The following is a 17,974-nucleotide window of genomic DNA, read 5'->3' as shown; positions in this document are numbered from 1 at the left end:
GTCGCCAGGTCGGCTCAGTCGACGATGGTGAACCCGTCGTCGCACTCCGGCGCGCACGCCAGCGCTCCCCAGGGCTGGGGGTCGCCGAAGGCGGCGCCGTCGGAGAGCTGCACCAGGAGGTTCAGGCCGTCGTCCTTCGAGCCGTCGTTGGCGGTGTAGCGCAGCTGCACGAGGTCGGCGGTGCCGTCGCCGTCGACGTCGCTCAGGCCCTCGCCGGCGACACCGCTGTCCCAGACGTTCTTGCGGGCCTCGTCGACCGAGAGCCGGGTGGCGTGCCACCGGGTGCGGGGCGCGAAGGCGTCGTCGGCGATCTCGTAGACGAAGACCGCTCGGCCGGTGGCGTTCGACGCCACCAGCTCGTCGGCACCGTCGCCGTCGACGTCGCCGACCAGCCAGCCGGCGAGGAGCGGGTCGACGGCGGCGCCACCCAGCGCCTTCTCGGCGACCGCGACCAGGCGCCCGTCCTCGGGGCGCAGCAGGCGCAGCTGGTCGACGTTCTGCGCGTCGGTGCCGGACACGATCAGCTCGTCGCGGCCGTCGCCGTCGAAGTCGCCGGCCCGCGGCAGGGTGTCGGACAGGTCGGAGGAGTACCACTGGGTGGGCGCGGCGAACCCGCGGTCCTGCGCCAGCGCGACGTGGAGGCTGTCGAGCTCGTCGGACGGGTCGCCGTAGAGGACCAGGTCGTCGCGACCGTCGTCGTCGAGGTCGGCGAGCGCCGCGTTGTAGTCCTTGATGTCGAACGCCGGGTCGAGGTCGAGCTCGGCCGTCCAGCGCTCGCCGCGGGCGGGCACGACCACGACGCTCAGCCGGTCGTCGTCCTCGTCGAGCCACAGCACGTCCGAACGGCCGTCGCCGTCGAGGTCGCCCAGCAGCGGCCGGCCGGCCTCGGCCCCGACGCGCCGGGGCGAGCCGAACTGCAGCCCGGTCGAGGGCACCGTCCAGATCGAGAGCGGGCTGAGCGCCTCGAAGCGGGTCTGGTGGATGAGGACGTCGCCGTACGCGTCGCCGGTGAGATCGCCCTGGACCGCCGCGGCCGGAGCCTTCTCGGCGTCCTCGGCCTCCGCGGTCGGGGTGCGGTCGCGGGTGACCAGCCACGCGGTGAGGCCCGCGACGAGGGCCAGGGCCACGGTCGCGGCGACGGCCAGCGGCCACCGCGAGCGCCGTCGTACGACGGGCGCCGCGCCGCGTACGGAGGTGCCGGGACCGGTCGGGGGAGCCGGCGCCTCACGGGTGTCGGGCGGTGCGAGGGGCACCAGCCGCTCGAGGTCGACGCGGAAGGCGGTGGCGTCGGGGTAGCGGTCGGCGGGGTCCTTCGCCAGCGCCCGTGCGATGACGGCGTTGAGCGCGGCGGTGAACGCGGAGTCCCCGGCCAGCCGGGGGATCGGCGCCTGCTGGTGCGCGAGCGCCACCTGGACGTCGGTGCCCTGGTAGGGCTCGTGCCCGGTCAGGCAGGCCCACAGCACGCAGCCGAGGGCGTAGCCGTCGCTCGACGGCGTCGCGGGCAGGCCCTCGGCGCGCTCGGGGGAGAGATAGGACCAGGTTCCGGCGACCGAGCCGGCCGCGGTCGGCACCGGTCCGTCGACGCCGTCGGCGCGGGCGATGCCGAAGTCGCACAGGTAGGCGTGCTGGTCGGGCGTGCCCGGGTCGCGGATCAGGACGTTGGACGGCTTCACGTCGCGGTGGACCACGCCGACCCGGTGGGCGTCGGCGAGGCCACGGGCCAGCTGGGCGCACAGCTGGAGGGCCGAGCGCGCCGGCAACGGCCCGTGCTCGCGCAGCCAGGTCCACAGGTCGCTGCCGTCGATGTACTGCGTCACGATGTAGGGCGTCCCGTCGACCTCGTCGTGGTCGTGGATCGCGATCACGTGCGGCGAGTCCAGCCGCGCCAGCGCCGCCGCCTCCGCCTGGAAGCGCTGCCGGAACTCGGGTGAGCTCGCGAGCGCGCCGGTGATCACCTTGAGCGCGACGGTGCGCTGCAGCCGGGGATCGGTCGCCGCGAACACCACCCCCATCCCGCCGCGACCGAGCACCCGGTCCAGGCGGTAGCGGCCGAACTGCTCGCCGACGGTGGGCACGCGCATGAGGTCTCTCTCCCGAGTCGAGGGGCCGGACCCGGGTCAGTGTGCCTCACGCCAGTCCGGCCACCTGCCGCGCGGTAGCCCGGAAGTCGGTCGCGACGTCGGTGCCGTCGAGGTAGCCGCCGACGAGCATGGCGTCGCGCAGGAGCACCAGCGAGGCGGCGGTGGCAGCGGGATCGGCGGCCCCGGCGGCGGTCGTCAGCTCGGTGAGCGTCGCGCGGAACCACGCGCGGTGACGACGGACGACGGCGCGCACCGGCCCGTCGGCGTCCGGGAACTCCGCGCTGGCGTTGATGAACGGGCAGCCGCGGGTGTGCAGCCGGGTGGCGTCGTCGGCGATCCCGTCGATGACGAGGGCGAGCAGGTCGGCGGGGCTCGCGTCGGTGGCCGCCGCGTGCTCCGCGGCGGCCGCGAACAGTCCGCGGATGACGGCGTCCTCGTGTTCGAGATAGGCGACGACGAGCGCCTCCTTGCCGGGGAAGTGCCGGTACATGGTGGCGCGGGTGACGCCGGCCTCGGCCACGACGCGGTCCACTCCGACGCCGTTGATGCCCTCCTCGTAGAACAGGCGGGTCGCGGTGCGGAGCAGGCGCTCGCGGGGCTCGGACACCTTCACGGGCCCGATCCTACGAATCTCGTGCTTGACGGAATGCACGGCGCTCCTCCATGGTTGAGCCAGCAAAGAGAACGAACGTTCTCTCTATCTTACGAGGAGAAGCCATGAGCACCACCACCGTCACCGCCCGCGAGGCCGCCGAGGTCGCCGCCGCCAACGCCTCCGGCCGTCAGCCGATCGTCTTCGTCCACGGCCTCTGGCTGCTCCAGGGCAGCTGGGACGCGTGGAAGGCCCACGTCGAGGACCGCGGGTACGCCGCGGTCGCGGTCGACTGGCCCGGCGACGAGCCGACGTACGACGCCGCCCACGCCCACCCCGACACGCTCGCCGGCACCTCGGTCCCCGACGTCGCCGACCACGTCCAGCAGGTGATCGAGGGCCTCGACCGCCGGCCGGTGGTGATCGGTCACTCGTTCGGTGGCCTGCTCGCCCAGATCATCGCCGGGCGGGGCCTCGCCGCGGGCACCGTCGCCATCGACCCGGCGCCCAGCCAGGGCGTGCTCCCGCTGCCGTTCTCGGCGCTCAAGGCGTCCTTCCCGGTCCTCGGCAACCCGCTCAACCGCGGCCGCACCGTGACGCTGAGCTTCGAGGAGTTCCGCTACGGCTTCGCCAACGCCGTGTCCGAGCAGGAGGCCCGCGAGCTCTACGAGAGCCTGCACACGCCCGCCCCGGGCCGGCCGCTGTTCCAGGCGGCCACCGCGAACCTCAACCCCTGGGCGAAGACCAAGGCGGTCAAGACCAACGCCGACCGCGGACCGCTCCTCGTCGTCACCGGCGAGAAGGACAACATCGTCCCGTTCGCCCTGGCCAACGCGGCGTACAAGCGGCAGCGCCGGAACCGGCACCACGCGACCGAGATCGTGGAGATCCCCGGCGTCGGGCACTCGCTGGTGATCGACAGCCGCTGGCGCGCGGTCGCCGACGCCGCGCTCGCGTTCCTCGAGCGCCACGGGCTCGCCGCGTGAGGCTCAGTCGACCATCCGGGGGAGCTCCTCGCAGAGGCGGCAGGGCAGCTCACCCCACGGGACCGGGTCGGCGAACCGGCCCGCGTCGTTGAGCAGGACGCCGAGCCGGTCGCCGTAGTCGCCCTCGAACCGGACCAGGTCGCCGTCGCCGTCGCCGTCGACGTCGGAGAGCAGGTAGCGGTCCGGGGGGAGGGCGGGCCCCTCGGCGATCCGCCGGTTCCACTCCTCCGCGCTCACGTTGCCCGCCCACGCGGTCCGCAACTGCGTGAAGCCGTCGCCGTCGAGGGTCGCGACGCCGGCCTGGCCGCCGACGCCCTGCACGGCGACCAGCTCGTCGGCGCCGGTCCCGTCGACGTCTCCGGCCAGCCAGGCGGCGTCGTTCCAGGTCAGCGCCGGCAGCGCGAGGGGCGGACCGTCGGTGAAGTGGTCGTCGTCGGCGCGCAGCAGGACCAGGTTGCGGGTGAGGTGCTCGGCGTCGGGGGCGCCCTCGGTGAGCAGCAGCACGGCCGCGTCGTCGTCGCCGTCGTCGTCGAAGTCGCCGAACGCCACGATCTGGGAGTCGACGCCGAGGCCGTCGTGCCAGCGGGTCAGCTCGCCGAAGCCGCCGTCGTCGGCCGGGGCGACCGCGACGACCGACCCCGCGTCCGTGGCGCCGTCGAGCACCAGGTCGTCGTCGCCGTCTCCGTCGACGTCGGCGAAGTACCGCGAGCCCGAGAAGCCGGCCAGCTCCTCGGGGATCGCCACCGTCGCCTGGTCGATCCGGCCCTCGTCGCCGACGATGCGAAGGTGGAGGTCGTCCTCGGCGCCGGCGCGGTAGACCCACGCCTGCTCCGGCACGCCGTCGCCGTCGACGTCGGCCAGGTGGGGATCGCCGGGCTCCGCCGGCACCGGCTCGGGCGTCACGAAGGCGCCGCCGTTGGAGCGGACCGCCCACACGACCCCGTTGGCGCCGTCGCTCGCCGGCTCGTGCACCACCACGTCGCCGTAGCCGTCGCCGTCGAGGTCGCCCCGCACCGTCGTGGTCCTCGCGCCGGGGCCGGGGGCCGGGTCCTCCTCGCTCCGCAGCACCGTCCACGCCACCGCGCCACCGCCCACCGCCAGGGCGGTCAGCGCGGCGACGACGACCGGCCAGCGCCGCCGCCGTGAGGTCGGCGCCGGGGACGGAGGTGGGGGCGGGGGTGGCTGGGTCGGCGCCACGGCGGGGCCGGTGCCCGGGGCCACGGTCGGCGGCGGTGGCGGTGCGAGGACGTCGTGGGGCGCGCCGGCGGCGAGCTGCTCGATCTCGGCCCGGGCGAGGGCCGCGTCGGCGGGCCGGTCCTGGGGGTCCTTCGCCATCAGCCGCGCGAGCAGCCCGTTGAGCTCGACGGCGAACGGGCTGGTCCCGGGCAGCTGACGGACAGGGGCCTGGGAGTGGGCGATCGCCATCTGCACGTCGGACCCGCTGTAGGGCGGCGCACCGGTCAGGCAGGCCCACAGCACGCAGCCGAGGGCGTACAGGTCGCTGCGGACCGTCGCCGCCTCGCCGCGGGTGCGCTCCGGCGCGAGATAGGCCCAGGTGCCGGCGATCGCGCCGGTGGCGGTGAGCCCGCCGGTGTCGCCGCGCGCGATGCCGAAGTCGCACAGGTAGACGTGCTCGTCGGGCGTGCCCGGATCGCGCAGCAGCACGTTGGCCGGCTTCACGTCGCGGTGGATCACGCCGGCCCGGTGGGCATCGCTCAGGCCGCGCGCGACCTGCGCGCACAGGCGCAGCGCCTGGTCGGCGGGCAGCGGGCTGCGCACCGCCAGCCACTGCGCGAGGTCCGGCCCGTCGACGTACTGCGTGACGATGAACGGGGTGCCGTCGATCTCGTCGTGGTCGTGGATGTCGATGACGTGGGGCGACGCGAGCGAGGAGAGCACCGTCGCCTCGGCGTGGAACCGGTGCAGGAAGGCGGCGTCGCTCGCATGGGGCCCGGTGATCACCTTGAGCGCGACGGTGCGGCCCAGGCGCAGGTCGGTCGCGGCGAACACGACGCCCATGCCGCCGCGGCCGAGCTCGCGGTCGATCCGGTAGCGGCCCAGGGTGGCGCCGGGCCCGAGCCGGGCGGCCATCAGCCCACCACTCGCAGCGTCTGGGGGATGTCGAGGCAGCGGGTGCCGTCGGCCCCCGCTGGTCCGCAGGGCAGGGTGCCCCACGCTGTCGGCGCGGTGAGAGCGCCGCCCTCGCTGCGGTAGACCTCGATCGAGAAGCCGTCCGGTCCGGGGAGCAGGTTGACGATGTCGTCGTCCCCGTCGCCGTCGACGTCCGAGGCGGCCCACAGCCGCGATCGCCAGTAGGTGTTCTGGTAGTCGCGGGAGCGGAACCGCCAGTCGTCGTACTGGTCGGGCGTGGTGGTCCACAACGGCGTCGGGTCGGCGAGGGCGCCGTCGGCGAACCGACGGGCCGCGAGGCCGTGGCGGCCGGCGAGGACCAGCTCGTCGGCGCCGTCGCCGTCGGTGTCGGCGAGCAGCAGGATGCCCCGCGTGTAGCCGGGGACCGCGAGTCGCTGCTCGGTGCCCTCGCGGGTGAGGGAGCCGCCGTCGGAGGTGAGCACCTGGACCAGGTCCGACTCGTTGCCGGTGCGGGAGACCTGGAGGACCACGTCGTCGGCTCCGTCGCCGTCCACGTCGCCGGCGTAGAGGTAGAGCGCCGTGGAGGCGTAGCCGTCCGCCTCCAGCCAGGGCTCCGGCTCCGCGAAGCCGTCGTCGTGCGCCACGGCCACCTCGATCACCAGCTCGTCGTCCTCGTGGAACTCGTTGAGGTAGACCAGGTCGGCCCGGCCGTCCCGGCTGAGGTCGGCCACCAGCGGGCGGCCCTGGTTGGACCAGTCGCCGCCGGGCCAGCTGTCGTGCCACGGGCCGCCCTCCGCCGGGATCACGTCGACCACCGCTCGGTCGCCGTCGTCGACCGTCGTCCAGACCTGATCGGGGCGTCCGTCACCGTCGACGTCGGCCTGGGTGAGGGTGCCGGTGCCGTCGGGCCACGAGGTCGGGGCCGGGGCGGTGGCCTCCGTGCGCTCGCGGAAGCTGCCGCCGTCGGAGAGCAGCCGCCACCGGGTGTGCGGCTCGAGACGGCCCGCCGGCTGGTCGGGCCGGCTGGTGTCGGGTGGGGACAGCTCGAGGACGGCGAGGTCGCCGAACCCGTCGCCGTCGAGGTCGCCGGTGACCGCGTCGTCGCGGGCCGCCGGGGTGGCCGACGGGCTCTCGTGGTCGCGCAGCGCCAGGCCGGCGCCCGCCGCACCCGCGGCCAGGACGACGACCGCCACGACCGCCCAGGGCCAGCGGCGCCGGCGGCGGGCGAGGGGGCCGGGGCGCGGCGGAGGAGGGGGCGGCGGCGCGGCCGGTGACGCTGCTGGTGGCGCTGCTGGTGGTGCGGGCAGCGGGCGCTCGACCGTGGGCCGCGCGGCGGCCGCCGGGGACAGCGGCGCCGCGCCGACCAGGCGCTCGAGCTCGTCGCGCACCTCGCCCGCGTCGGCGGGCCGGGCGGCCGGGTCCTTGGCGAGCAGCCGGGCCAGGAAGGCGTTGAGCCGGACCGTGAAGGCGTCGCTCCCCGGGAGCTGTGGCACGGGAGCGTGGGCGTGGGCGAGCGCCACCTCGCCCTCGCCGCCGGCGTACGGCGGCGTGGCGGTCAGGCAGGTCCACAGCACGCAGCCGAGGGCGTAGAGATCGCTGGCCGCGGTGGCGGGCGTGCCCTCGGTCCGCTCCGGGGCGAGGTTGGTCCAGCTCCCGACCACGACGCCGGCGGCGGTCCGCCGCGGGAGCCCGTCACCGCGGGCGATGCCGAAGTCGCAGACGTAGGCGTGCTGCTCCGGGGTGCCGAGATCGCGCACCAGGATGTTGCTGAGCTTGAGGTCGCGGTGCACGATGCCGGCGCGGTGGGCCGCGCCGAGCCCACGCGCGACCTGGGCGCACAGGGTCAGCGCGTCCCGCGCGGGCAGTGGCCCGTGGGCGCGGACGTGTCGCGCGAGGTCGGTCCCGTCGACGTACTGGGTGACCAGATAGGGGCTCGGTCCCTGGCCGTCGTGGTCGAGCAGCCGGACCACGAACGGCGAGTCGATCCGGGCGAGCATCGCGGCCTCGTCCTCGAAGCGCTCGCGGAAGTGCGGGTCGGTGGTGTGGGGTCCGGTGATCACCTTGAGCGCGACGGTGCGGTTGAGCCGGGTGTCGGTCGCGGCGAGGACCACGCCCATGCCGCCGCGGCCGAGCTCGCGCTCGATCCGGTAGCGCCCGACGACGTCTCCCACCTGCGGCACCTGCATCCGACCAAACCCCCATGCGTCCCGAGCCGACTGTGTGCACAGTCTGCCCGAGCAGGACCGTGCAGCCGTTCCATGCCCCGTGGTGCCGAGTTCAGGCCTCGGGCCCGGCCCGGAGGCCCCGCCTCCTAGGATCGACGTCCGTGAAGACCCTCGTCATCGGCACCGGCGGCCGCGAGCACGCCCTGGCTCTCGCCCTCTCCCGCGACCCCGGGGTGAGCGAGGTCCACGCCGCCCCCGGCAACCCGGGCATCGGCGCGTTCGCGACGCTCCACGACGTCGACGCGATGGACGGTGCGGCGGTCGCCGCCCTGGCCCGCTCGCTGGGCGCCGATCTCGTCGTGGTCGGCCCGGAGGCGCCGCTCGTCGCCGGGGTCGCGGACGCCGTGCGCGAGGCGGGGATCGCGGTCTTCGGGCCGTCGCGGGCCGCCGCGCGCCTCGAGGGCTCCAAGGCGTTCTCCAAGGAGGTGATGGCCGCGGCCGGCGTACCGACCGCCGGGTCGCGGACCTGCACCACCCCGGAGGAGGTGGCCGCGGCGCTCGACGAGTTCGGGGCGCCGTACGTCGTCAAGGACGACGCGCTCGCCGCCGGCAAGGGCGTGGTGGTGACCCTGGACCGCGCCGAGGCGCTCGCCCACGCGGCGGGCTGCGGGCGGGTCGTGGTCGAGGAGTTCCTCGACGGACCGGAGGTCTCGCTGTTCGCGGTCTGCGACGGCACGACCACCCGGCCGCTGCAGCCGGCGCAGGACTTCAAGCGGATCTTCGACGGCGGCCGCGGCCCCAACACCGGCGGCATGGGCTCCTACTCCCCGCTGGCCTGGGCGCCCGCCGACCTCGCCGCCACCGTGGTCGACACCGTCGTCCAGCCCACCCTCGACGAGATGGCCCGCCGGGGCGCGCCCTTCGTCGGCTGCCTGTACGTCGGGCTCGCGCTCACCGCCGCCGGGCCGCGCGTCATCGAGTTCAACTGCCGCTTCGGCGACCCCGACGTCCAGCCGGTGCTCGCGCTGCTGGAGTCGCCGCTGGGCGAGCTGCTCCACGCCGCGGCGACCGGGCGGCTGGCGGAGGTGGCCGCCCCGCGCTTCCGCGACGGCGCCTCGGTCACCGTCGTGCTCGCCTCGGCCGGGTACCCGGAGTCCTCGTCGAAGGGCGACGTCATCACCGGCGTCGGCCGCGCGAACGGGGTCGCCGACGTCGACGTCATCCACGCCGGCACCGCGCTCGTCGACGGCTCGCTGGTCACGGCGGGCGGTCGGGTGCTCGCCGTCCGCGCCGTCGGGTACGACGTCGCCGACGCCCGCTCCCGCGCGTACGCCGCCGCCGACCTGATCGCCTTCCCGGGCCTGCAGCGCCGCTCCGACATCGCCGCCGAGCCGCTGGGCGTGGTCGAGGGCGCCTCGCTCAGCCTGGACCCAGACTCATGACGACGATCCGGCCCGCGACCGACGCCGACCTCGACGCGGTCGCCGCGATCTACGCCCACGAGGTGCGCACCGGCTACGCGACCTTCGACACCGAGCCACCGCCGCGCGCGGTGTGGGAGCGGAAGCTGGCCTCCCCCCACCCCGGTGACCACTTCCTGGTCGCCGACCTGGCCGGGGAGGTGGCCGGGTTCGCCTACTCCGGCCCGTTCCGCGACCGCGGCGCCTACGACCACACCCGCGAGGTCACCGTCTATCTCGCGCCCGAGGCGGCCGGTCGCGGCCTGGGCCGGCTGCTGTACGACGACCTGCTGGCCCGGATGCGCGCGGGCGGCGTACGGACCGCCCTCGCGTGCATCGCGCTGCCCAATGACGCGTCCGAGGGACTGCACCGCGCCTGCGGGTTCGAGCGCCAGGGCGTGCTGCGCGAGGTCGGCCGCAAGCTCGACAGGTGGATCGACGTGGTGTGGTGGCAGCGGATGCTCGACAGCTGAGGCCTGTGGACGACGAGAGCCGCCGAGGGGCGGTTCGTGCGACCGCGGACCAGGTCAGCCAGCTGGGGGTACATTGGGGGTATGCCGAAGGTGAACATCTACGTCCCTGACGCGTTGTACGACGAGCTCCGCCGCACGGAGCTGCCGATCTCGTCGATCGCCCAGCAGGCCTTCCGCGACGCGTTGGACGCCCGCGCCAATGCCGACTGGATCGCGGCCGCTCGCGCGCGTGCGCCGCGCACCAGCCACCTGGTCGACACCACCGCCCTGATGGACGAGGTGCGCGGAGAGTTCGGCGCGTGATCGTCCTCGACGCCTCGGCGTTGGTCGACGTCGTGACCGACCAGCCCGCGAAGCCGGCCGTGCTGGCACATCTCGCGCAGCCGATCGCCGCTCCGGCCCATCAGCTCGCCGAGGTGCTCTCCGCCATCGCCCGGATGGTGCGCGGGGGGCAGCTGGCGCCGGCGGAGGCGACGGCCGCGATGTCCGATGCCGCCAGCCTGTCGCAGGACCAGGTTCCCCTCGACGGCGAGCTGCTCGCGAGAGCGATGGCGCTCCAGGACCGGGTGCGCGTGCTCGACGGTCTCTACGTCGCCCTCGCCGAGCGGTTCGGCTGTCCGCTGCTGACCACCGACGAGCGGCTGCAGCGATCCGGGCCGCCGTGCGAGGTGATCGTGGCCCGCGCCGGAGATCGTGAGCACTGACGCCACGACCCGGCCGTCCGCGACCCCGGCAGGCTGGCACAGTGGACCCATGGTGGATGGCGTCACGACCGCACGGCTGGCCCTCGTCCTGTGGGACGCCGAGACGGCCTCCGCCGTGAGATCCGGTGAGCGCCGGCCCGGCTGGCATCCCGACTTCCCCCGCGAGGACGACCGCGGCGCGGCGACCCTCTGGCGCGACGGCGACCCGTGGGGCCCGCGCTCGATCGTGTCGCTCAAGCGGCGCCTGGTGATCGGCTCGATCGGCTTCTTCAGCCCGCCGGAGCCGGCCGACGACGACCTGCCCGAGGTCGAGGTGGGCTACGGACTGGTCGCCGAGGCGCGCGGCTACGGGCTGGCGACCGAGGCGCTCGGCGCGCTGCTGGCCCGGGCCGACGCGGCGGGCGTGCGGGTGCGGGCGTCGATCGCGCCCGACAACGCCGCGAGCCTGCGGGTGGCGGCGAAGGCGGGGTTCACCGGCGTGCGCGGCAGCACCGAGGACGGCGAGCTGGTGCTGGTCCGCCCCGTGCGTCGAGGCGCGTGACCCCGGGGCAGGCTCAGCAGGGATCGACGAAGGACACCCCGCGAACGTGGGTGCGCCACTCCTCCGCGGTGAGGCCGGCGCCGAGGTCGGCGCAGACGTGGGCGACGACCTGGTCGAGGTCGACGGGCCACACATTGAGCCGGTTGTTCGTCCCACCGGCCGCGATCCGGTCCCCGGTCCGGTCGAAGACGACTCCGAAGAGCGCCCCGTCGACGGGCCCCAGGACCGCGAAGTCCGTAGGGCGCGTGGGGTCGCCGACGTCCCAGATCCAGGCCACCCCGGCGTTCGACGTCGCGACCAGGAGCGTGTCGTCGGGTGAGAAGGCGGCCCACTGGATCGTGGAGGTGGGACCCCGCAGGGGCTCCCCGACCCGTCGTGGCCGGGTGGTGTCGGCGACCTTCCACAGGGTGACGCTCGCCGACGCGCCACCGACGGCGAGCAGGTCGCCGGACGGGTCGAAGGCCAGGGCGGTGGCGTCGCCGGAGGAGGAGTCGAGCTCCGCGGCGAGCACCGGATCCTCGGCGTCGGTCACGTCGTAGAGGCGCACCGGACCTCGGCCGTAGGTGACGGCGAGGAGCCGGTCGTGGGGGCGCCAGGCCAGGGTCACGGCCTGCGACTCCTGGGTGATGCGGGCCGTCGCTCGCGGGTGGGCCGGGTCGCTGACGTCGAAGACGCGCAGCTCGACGTCGCCCACCGCCGCCACCAGCCGCCCGTCGGGGCTCCAGGCCACGTCCCGCACCGCCCCGAACGCCGGGTCGTCCATCACGGTGACGCCGCGCGGCGGACCCGGATCCACCGGGTGCAGCTGCAGCCGGCCGTCGCGATGACCCTGGGTCACGAACCGGCCGTCCGGCGAGATGCCGCCGCCCCCGGTCGCCGACGGGGCGAGGAGCGACCGGGCGTGCGCCGGGGTGAGCCTGCCGTCGGGGTCGGGGCGGACCAGCTGGAGATGGCCGTTCCCGACGGCGGCCACCATGCCGGTGCGTGCGGACTGGGAGACGTTGAAGACCGACGCGGGCGCGTCGAGCGGCAGGTCTCGCGGCAGCTGCCAGACCCGGGTGGTGCCGTCGGTGGCCGCCGTGGCGAGCGTGCCGTCCTCGGCGAACGCGAGCTGGGTGACCAGGCCCGCGTGGTGCAGGACGACGACCTCGGTCCAGGTCGAGGTGTCCCAGACCTTCACCGTGCTGTCGGAGGACGCGGCCGCGGCGTACCTGCCGTCCGCGCTGAAGCGCACGTCGTTGACGTAGCTGGTGAACGTGTCGTCGGCGTCGGGCACCGCCCGGGGCGCCCGCAGCGAGCGCACGTCCCACACCTGGAAGAGATTGGTGACGACGCTGCCGACGGCGAGCCGGCTGCCGTCGGGACTGAAGCTCGCGACCCGCGCCGACTGCTCCCCGGCGGGGCTGATGGTGCCGACGATCCGGCCGTCGCGGTGGCGGATCAGGTGCACCTCGCCCTCGTCGTCGGTGACCGCGAGCGCTCGCCCGTCGGGACGGTAGGCCACACTCCAGGTCACCCCGGACGGGACCGCGAAGGTCGGCAGGCGCGACGGCGCCGCGGGATCGGCCAGGCCCCACCGGTAGACGCCCTCGCCCTGGCCCACCGCGGCCAGCTCGGACCCGTCGGGCGAGAAGGCGACCCGCTGGACCGGTCCCCGCACCCCCACCAGCGGGTCACCGAGCGCCCGCGGTGCCGCGGGGTCGGAGACGTCCCAGAGCCGGACCTTCGTGTCGGTGCCACCGGCGGCCAGCACCCTCCCGCCCGGCGCGAGTGCGAGCGCGTAGGTCTCCTCGCCCAGCTCGAGGGTGCCGGCGTGGCGGTAGGAGCCGGACCGGTCGCGCGCGAGCAGCTCGACGGTCCCCGCGACCGCGTCGGAGGTCACCAGCAGGCCACCGTCGGCGGAGAGCGCGACGGCCTTGCTGCCCGCACCGCCGAGGATCCGCTGGGGGAGCGGCTCGTGGCCGATCTCCAGGACGGCGGAGCGCGCCTCCAGCGTGGGTGCGACCCGGTAGGCGCTCACCGCGAGCAGGGCGGCGACCGAGGGGTCGCTGTCCACCAGCCCCTGCGCGGTCACCGCGACCTGCCGCGACAGCGCGTCGTCGCGGGCCTGCCTCGCTCCGTCGCGCGCCGCGGCCGCATCGCGACCCGCGACGACCGCCACGACCGCGAGCGTGGCGGCCACCAGCGCCAGCGCGGACGCCGCGGCCAGCAGCAGGCGGAGCCGGCGGACCCGCCGTCGCTGGGCGACCTCGGCTTCCAGCAGCGCCCGCTCGCTCGCCTCGACGAACCCCCGCTCGGTCACCGTCGTAGCCAGCACCCCGTCGGCGACCACGGCACGGTAGCCGTGGAGGGCGGCCCCGCGGGCCAGGTCGGCGTCCTGCCTGCCGCCGTCGAGCCACAGCGACGTCGCGACGCGCAGGCCGGCCTGCGTGCGCAGGGACTCGCGGACGCTCTCGACCCAGCCCGCGAGCCGCGGCCAGGCCCGCAGCAGGACCTCGTGGACGACCTCGACCTCCTCGCCGTCGACGACCAGCAGGCGCGCGGCGACGAGATGCTCGAGGAGGACCCGGCGGTCCTGCTCGTCGACGGCCGGGTCGATGATCGTCGACAGCTCCGACCGGGTGACCGCCCGCCGGGTCAGCGGGACGTCGTCGGCGACGTCGACCATCCGGAGGAAGACCCGGCGAGCGGCGTCCCGCGCGCGGGGCGAGAGCTCGGCGTACGCCGCCTCGGCGGTCTGCTCGATCGCGCCGGCGACCCCGCCGACGGCGCGATAGTCCGCGATGCTCATCCGGCCGCGACGGCCGTGCTCCCAGGTCTGCCGCAGTGCGTGCGAGAGGTGGGGGAGCAGGCCGGGCGCCCGCCCGGCCTCGGCCTTGACCAGCTCGACCAGTCCCTCGGGCACCACGGAGCCGGCCGCGCGCGCGGGCCCCTCGATCGCGGCGGTCAGGTCTGCCTCCGTCATCGGCCCGACGAGGACCTGCGCGGTCCGCAGCGCCCGCAGCACGACCGGGTGCTGCGCGGCGCGGTCGTAGAAGTCCGCGCGGAGGACCAGGATCGTGACGCCCTGCCGCCGCGCGTCGGTGAGGGCGGCGAAGAAGGCGGACCGCACGTCGTGGGACACCTCGCTGCGGAGCAGCTGCTCCAGGCGGTCGACGACCAGCGCCGAGCTCGCCGCCATGGTCGCGTCGACGGCGGTGAGGAGGTCGTCGAGCTGGTCCCCGGCCTCGACGACCGTGGCCTCCCGGTCCGCGGCGCGCAGCCGTGGCAGCAGCCCGGCGTGGATCAGCGAGGTCTTGCCCGATCCCGAGGCGCCGATCACGGCGACGACGCGATCAGGCTGCTCGGACGCCGCGACCCGCTCGACGCAGGCCATCGTCTCGTCGATCACGGCATCGCGTCCGCTGAACGCCGCGGCGTCCGCCTCCGCGAACGGCACCAGGCCGGGATAGGGCGACGGTCCGGCACCGTCGGCGCCACGGATCCGTCGTACGGCGTCGAACCAGAGGTCGGCGTCGCCCGCCTCGCACTCGGCCAGCAGCGCCCCGAAGGCCGTGAACTGCCGATGGTTCGGCGCCGACGCCCCCCGACACCAGGAGGAGATCGTGCTGAACGAGACCGCGTCCCGCTCGCCGACCCGCTCGGCGACCGCGGTGGCCAGGTCGCGGACCGGTCGCCCGGCGCGCAGCCGGGTGAGCAGCTGCCCCAGCTGCGCGCGGTCGGTGACCGCCTCGATCATCGCCGTCGTGACCGCTGCATCGAGCACTCGTCAGTCCTTCGGATCCGGCGCGCAGGCGAGCGCGCTCGCGGCACGCTAGGTGCGGATCGGCGAGGGCTCAACGCTCGACCGGCGCATCGTGCGCAATCCGGCGTACTCCGATGGGCCGACTTCTCCTCCCGCCCGCGGTGTGTGTGCGACCTTGTGCGACCGTGCCCGGACCGGGTCCGGACAGCCCCGATCACCGAGATCGTCGTCCCATGGAGCTGCGAACCCGGTTGGCCCTCGTCGATCCGCATCCCGCCCTGCGCCACGGGATCGAGTGCCACCTGCGCCGTACGTCGAGCACGGTGGTCGTGACCGCCTCGGTGCCGAGCGTCGAGGGCCTGGTGCGGCAGGGAGGCGAGCAGGACGTCGCCCTCCTCGATGCGTGCCCGCACGACGACGCGCTCCGGGCGCTCGCGGAGCTGCGGGAGCGGGGCGTCCGCGTGCTCCTGTACACCGCCGAGGAGCGGGTCGTGCCGCTGCGCCGGGCGGTCGAGGCCGGCGCCGCGGGCGTGCTGCTGAAGCGCGACCCGCTCGCCCTGCTCTCCGCGGCCGTGGAGGACGTCGCCGGCGGCGACTTCGTCTGCTCCGCGACGCTGGCTCCCGCCCTGCTGAACCCCGCAGTGCCCGCCCTCTCGGCCCGCCAGGTCCAGGTCCTGCGCGCCATCGACCAGGGTCTGGACCGGCGCGCGGTGGGCCGGTTGCTGAGGATCAGCGACGGCGCGGTGAAGACCTATCTGGCGCGCGTTCGCGAGAAGTACCAGCAGCACGGGCACCAGCCCGGCAACTCCCACCACCTCATCCACCTCGCCTCGGTCGACGGGTACGTGCGGTGACCGGTGGCGCCGAGACCCGGGTCGCGGCGGGTACGTGGGAGAATGGCGCACCGTGACCGTCCCGAACGTCCTCGCCACCCGCTACGCCGCCGCCGACCTCACCGCCATCTGGTCGCCCGAGCACAAGATCGTCCTCGAGCGGCAGCTGTGGATCGCCGTCCTCAAGGCGCAGCGCGACCTCGGGATCGAGGTGCCCGACGGTGTCGTCGAGGCCTACGAGAAGGTCGCCGACCAGGGCGCGGACGCCGTCGACCTGGCGAGCATCGCGGCCCGCGAGCGGGTGACCCGCCACGACGTGAAGGCGCGGATCGAGGAGTTCGCCGCGCTCGCCGGTCACGAGCACATCCACAAGGGGATGACCAGCCGCGACCTGACCGAGAACGTCGAGCAGCTGCAGGTCAAGCAGTCGCTGGAGCTGCTGCTCGAGCGTGCGGTCGCGACCCTCGCCCGGCTCGCCCGGCTCGCCGCCGAGCACGAGACCACGGTGATGGCCGGGCGCAGCCACAACGTCGCCGCGCAGGCGACCACGCTCGGCAAGAGGTTCGCGACCGTCGCCGACGAGCTGATGATCGCGGTGGAGCGGATCGAGGACCTGCTCGGTCGCTACCCGCTGCGCGGCATCAAGGGCCCGATGGGCACCGCGCAGGACATGCTCGACCTGCTCGGCGGCGATGCCGACAAGCTCGCCGACCTCGAGCAGCGGGTCGCGCAGCACCTCGGCTTCGACCGGGTGCTGACCAGCGTCGGGCAGGTCTACCCGCGCTCCCTCGACTTCGACGTGCTGTCCGCGCTGGTCCAGCTGACCGCGGCGCCGTCCAACCTCGCCACCACGATCCGGCTGATGGCCGGCAACGAGATCGTGACCGAGGGCTTCAAGGAGGGCCAGGTCGGCTCCTCCGCGATGCCCCACAAGATGAACACCCGCTCCTGCGAGCGGGTCAACGGCCTCGCGGTGGTGACCCGCGGCTATCTCTCCATGGTCGGCGAGCTCGCCGGCGACCAGTGGAACGAGGGAGACGTCTCCTGCTCGGTCGTACGACGGGTGGCCCTGCCCGACGCCTTCTTCGCCGTCGACGGGCTGTTCCAGACCTTCCTCACCGTGCTCGACGAGTTCGGCGCCTTCCCGGCGGTGATCCAGCGCGAGCTGGACCGCTACCTGCCGTATCTCGCCACGACGAAGGTGCTGATGGCCGCGGTCCGCAACGGCGTGGGCCGCGAGAGCGCGCACGAGGCGATCAAGGAGGCGGCGGTCGGCACCGCCCTGGCGATGCGCCAGGGCCAGGCCGAGAACGACGTCTTCGCCAAGCTCGCCGCCGACGAGCGGCTCGGCCTCACCGAGGAGCAGCTGCAGTCGCTGGTGGCCGAGCCGATCACCTTCACCGGTGCCGCCGTGGCCCAGACCCAGGAGGTCTGCCGCCGGGTCGCGGCCGTCGTGGCCGCCCACCCGGGCGCCGCCGACTACCAGCCGGGCGCGATCCTCTGAGCCCGGTCGAGGTCGCCTTCCCGGTCCCCGCGGACCGGGCCTTCGACTACCTCGCCGACCCGCGCCACCGCCCGTTGTGGCAGTCCTCGCTGCGCGCGGTCGCCGACGTACGCCACGGCGGGGCGGCGTGGACCGACGTCACCGTGGTGCCGGGGGTACGCCCGCGGATGCGCACGACGCTCTCCGAGCCGCCGCACCGCTGGGTCGAGGAGGGGGACTGGGGCCCGTTCCGGGCGCGGCTGGAGCTCCGCTTCGCCCCCACCGGGGCCGAGCGCTGCACGGTGACCGCGCACTTCGGCGTACGCGGCCTCGGCCTGGGCCGGCTGCTCACCGTGGGCGCGCGGCCGGCCGTGGCGGCCGACCTGCGCCGCGCGGCGGACCTGCTCAGGCCGGCTTGACGTCGAGCACGACCTCGAACTCCAGCAGGTCGGCACCGGTCGCGACCGGCTTGCGCGGCGCCTCGCCCTCGGGCGTCGCGTGGGCGGCCCGGGCGTCGCCGTCGCGCCACGCGGCGAAGGAATCCTCGTCGGCCCAGTGGGTCACCACGAAGTAGCGGTCCTCGCCGGCGGTGGGCCGGAGCAGCTGGAAGCCCAGGAAGCCGGGCGCCTTCTCGACCGCCCCGGCCCGGGCGGCGAACCGCTTCTCCAGCTCGGGGCCGGCGTTGGGCGGGACCTGGATGGCGTTGATCTTCACGACGGACATGACCCGAGCCTAGGGCGCGACTCCTCATCCCCGCCCGCAAGGCGTGACCCGGACGGACCTGGGGGGATTCGGTCCGTCCGGGCCCGCCGCTCGGGGG

At 75.0% G+C, this 17,974-nt stretch carries 15 protein-coding genes; 9 read left to right on the top strand and 6 right to left on the bottom strand.

Annotated elements, in window-relative coordinates; all coding sequences use genetic code 11:
• Positions 1-14: 14 nt before the first annotated feature.
• Positions 15-2,081, bottom strand: coding sequence for a serine/threonine-protein kinase (locus JOD66_RS08440; RefSeq protein WP_204836443.1), 2,067 nt, complete (start codon positions 2,079-2,081; stop codon positions 15-17).
• A gap of 46 nt (positions 2,082-2,127) precedes the next feature.
• Positions 2,128-2,694, bottom strand: coding sequence for a TetR/AcrR family transcriptional regulator (locus JOD66_RS08435; protein WP_307823390.1), 567 nt, complete (start codon positions 2,692-2,694; stop codon positions 2,128-2,130).
• 104 nt (positions 2,695-2,798) lie between these two features.
• Between JOD66_RS08435 and JOD66_RS08430 the strand changes: the two genes are divergently transcribed.
• Positions 2,799-3,659, top strand: a complete 861-nt coding sequence (locus JOD66_RS08430) for an alpha/beta hydrolase (RefSeq protein WP_204836442.1) — start codon at positions 2,799-2,801, stop codon at positions 3,657-3,659.
• A 3-nt stretch (positions 3,660-3,662) separates the two neighbouring features.
• Here JOD66_RS08430 and JOD66_RS08425 read toward each other — a convergent pair whose 3' ends face one another.
• Both JOD66_RS08425 and JOD66_RS08420 read right to left on the bottom strand, forming a co-directional pair.
• Positions 3,663-5,750: a serine/threonine-protein kinase gene (locus tag JOD66_RS08425; protein WP_204836441.1), complete on the bottom strand. Its 2,088-nt coding sequence runs from the start codon at positions 5,748-5,750 to the stop codon at positions 3,663-3,665.
• Positions 5,750-7,921, bottom strand: coding sequence for a serine/threonine-protein kinase (locus JOD66_RS08420; protein ID WP_204836440.1), 2,172 nt, complete (start codon positions 7,919-7,921; stop codon positions 5,750-5,752). The genes JOD66_RS08425 and JOD66_RS08420 overlap by 1 nt, the downstream gene beginning before the upstream one ends.
• 155 nt (positions 7,922-8,076) lie before the next feature.
• On the opposite strand from JOD66_RS08420, the gene purD reads away from it, so the two are divergent.
• The 5 genes from purD to JOD66_RS08395 all read left to right on the top strand — a co-directional run bounded on the left by purD (position 8,077) and on the right by JOD66_RS08395 (position 11,093).
• Positions 8,077-9,357 carry a phosphoribosylamine--glycine ligase gene (purD, locus tag JOD66_RS08415; RefSeq protein ID WP_204836439.1) on the top strand — a complete coding sequence of 427 codons (1,281 nt, stop codon included), beginning with the start codon at positions 8,077-8,079 and terminating at the stop codon, positions 9,355-9,357.
• Positions 9,354-9,848, top strand: coding sequence for a GNAT family N-acetyltransferase (locus tag JOD66_RS08410; protein WP_204836438.1), 495 nt, complete (start codon positions 9,354-9,356; stop codon positions 9,846-9,848). Before purD ends, JOD66_RS08410 begins: the two co-directional genes overlap by 4 nt.
• An 81-nt stretch (positions 9,849-9,929) precedes the next feature.
• The gene (locus JOD66_RS08405) at positions 9,930-10,151 is read left to right on the top strand and encodes a type II toxin-antitoxin system CcdA family antitoxin (RefSeq protein WP_204836437.1); all 222 of its coding nucleotides are present in this window, start codon (positions 9,930-9,932) and stop codon (positions 10,149-10,151) included.
• Complete coding sequence (locus tag JOD66_RS08400) at positions 10,148-10,552, top strand: type II toxin-antitoxin system VapC family toxin (protein ID WP_204836436.1); 405 nt, start codon at positions 10,148-10,150, stop codon at positions 10,550-10,552. The genes JOD66_RS08405 and JOD66_RS08400 overlap by 4 nt, the downstream gene beginning before the upstream one ends.
• A gap of 49 nt (positions 10,553-10,601) precedes the next feature.
• Positions 10,602-11,093, top strand: coding sequence for a GNAT family N-acetyltransferase (locus JOD66_RS08395; protein ID WP_204836435.1), 492 nt, complete (start codon positions 10,602-10,604; stop codon positions 11,091-11,093).
• 13 nt (positions 11,094-11,106) lie between these two features.
• Here JOD66_RS08395 and JOD66_RS08390 read toward each other — a convergent pair whose 3' ends face one another.
• A complete protein-coding gene (locus JOD66_RS08390) occupies positions 11,107-14,859 on the bottom strand; it encodes an nSTAND1 domain-containing NTPase (protein WP_204836434.1) in 3,753 nt (1,250 codons plus the stop codon).
• A gap of 212 nt (positions 14,860-15,071) precedes the next feature.
• Here JOD66_RS08390 and JOD66_RS08385 point away from each other — a divergent pair, with 212 nt between their 5' ends.
• The 3 genes from JOD66_RS08385 to JOD66_RS08375 are packed head-to-tail and all read left to right on the top strand — an operon-like array spanning position 15,072 to position 17,573.
• Positions 15,072-15,692: a response regulator gene (locus tag JOD66_RS08385; RefSeq protein ID WP_204836433.1), complete on the top strand. Its 621-nt coding sequence runs from the start codon at positions 15,072-15,074 to the stop codon at positions 15,690-15,692.
• A gap of 52 nt (positions 15,693-15,744) precedes the next feature.
• Positions 15,745-17,175, top strand: a complete 1,431-nt coding sequence (gene purB / locus JOD66_RS08380; RefSeq protein ID WP_204836432.1) for an adenylosuccinate lyase — start codon at positions 15,745-15,747, stop codon at positions 17,173-17,175.
• On the top strand, positions 17,103-17,573 hold the full coding sequence (locus JOD66_RS08375; protein ID WP_205126296.1) for an SRPBCC family protein: 471 nt from the start codon (positions 17,103-17,105) through the stop codon (positions 17,571-17,573). The genes purB and JOD66_RS08375 overlap by 73 nt, the downstream gene beginning before the upstream one ends.
• Here JOD66_RS08375 and JOD66_RS08370 read toward each other — a convergent pair.
• Positions 17,560-17,877: an antibiotic biosynthesis monooxygenase family protein gene (locus JOD66_RS08370; RefSeq protein ID WP_204836431.1), complete on the bottom strand. Its 318-nt coding sequence runs from the start codon at positions 17,875-17,877 to the stop codon at positions 17,560-17,562. The genes JOD66_RS08375 and JOD66_RS08370 overlap by 14 nt on opposite strands.
• Positions 17,878-17,974 lie beyond the last annotated feature (97 nt).

It is taken from the genome of Nocardioides nitrophenolicus, assembly GCF_016907515.1.
Lineage (GTDB): Bacteria > Actinomycetota > Actinomycetes > Propionibacteriales > Nocardioidaceae > Nocardioides > Nocardioides nitrophenolicus.
The sequence above is the reverse complement of the archived record's forward strand: the minus strand, read 5'-3'. Positions and strand labels throughout refer to the sequence as shown.

Bases quoted from the DNA above. Each gene is read 5' to 3' on its own strand.
- JOD66_RS08370 (WP_204836431.1), bottom strand. From the start codon at position 17,877: ATGTCCGTCGTGAAGATCAACGCCATCCAGGTCCCGCCCAACGCCGGC.
- JOD66_RS08395 (WP_204836435.1), top strand. From the start codon at position 10,602: ATGGTGGATGGCGTCACGACCGCACGGCTGGCCCTCGTCCTGTGGGAC.
- JOD66_RS08410 (WP_204836438.1), top strand. From the start codon at position 9,354: ATGACGACGATCCGGCCCGCGACCGACGCCGACCTCGACGCGGTCGCC.
- JOD66_RS08385 (WP_204836433.1), top strand. From the start codon at position 15,072: ATGGAGCTGCGAACCCGGTTGGCCCTCGTCGATCCGCATCCCGCCCTG.
- JOD66_RS08425 (WP_204836441.1), bottom strand. From the start codon at position 5,750: ATGGCCGCCCGGCTCGGGCCCGGCGCCACCCTGGGCCGCTACCGGATC.
- JOD66_RS08440 (WP_204836443.1), bottom strand. From the start codon at position 2,081: ATGCGCGTGCCCACCGTCGGCGAGCAGTTCGGCCGCTACCGCCTGGAC.
- JOD66_RS08430 (WP_204836442.1), top strand. From the start codon at position 2,799: ATGAGCACCACCACCGTCACCGCCCGCGAGGCCGCCGAGGTCGCCGCC.
- JOD66_RS08405 (WP_204836437.1), top strand. From the start codon at position 9,930: ATGCCGAAGGTGAACATCTACGTCCCTGACGCGTTGTACGACGAGCTC.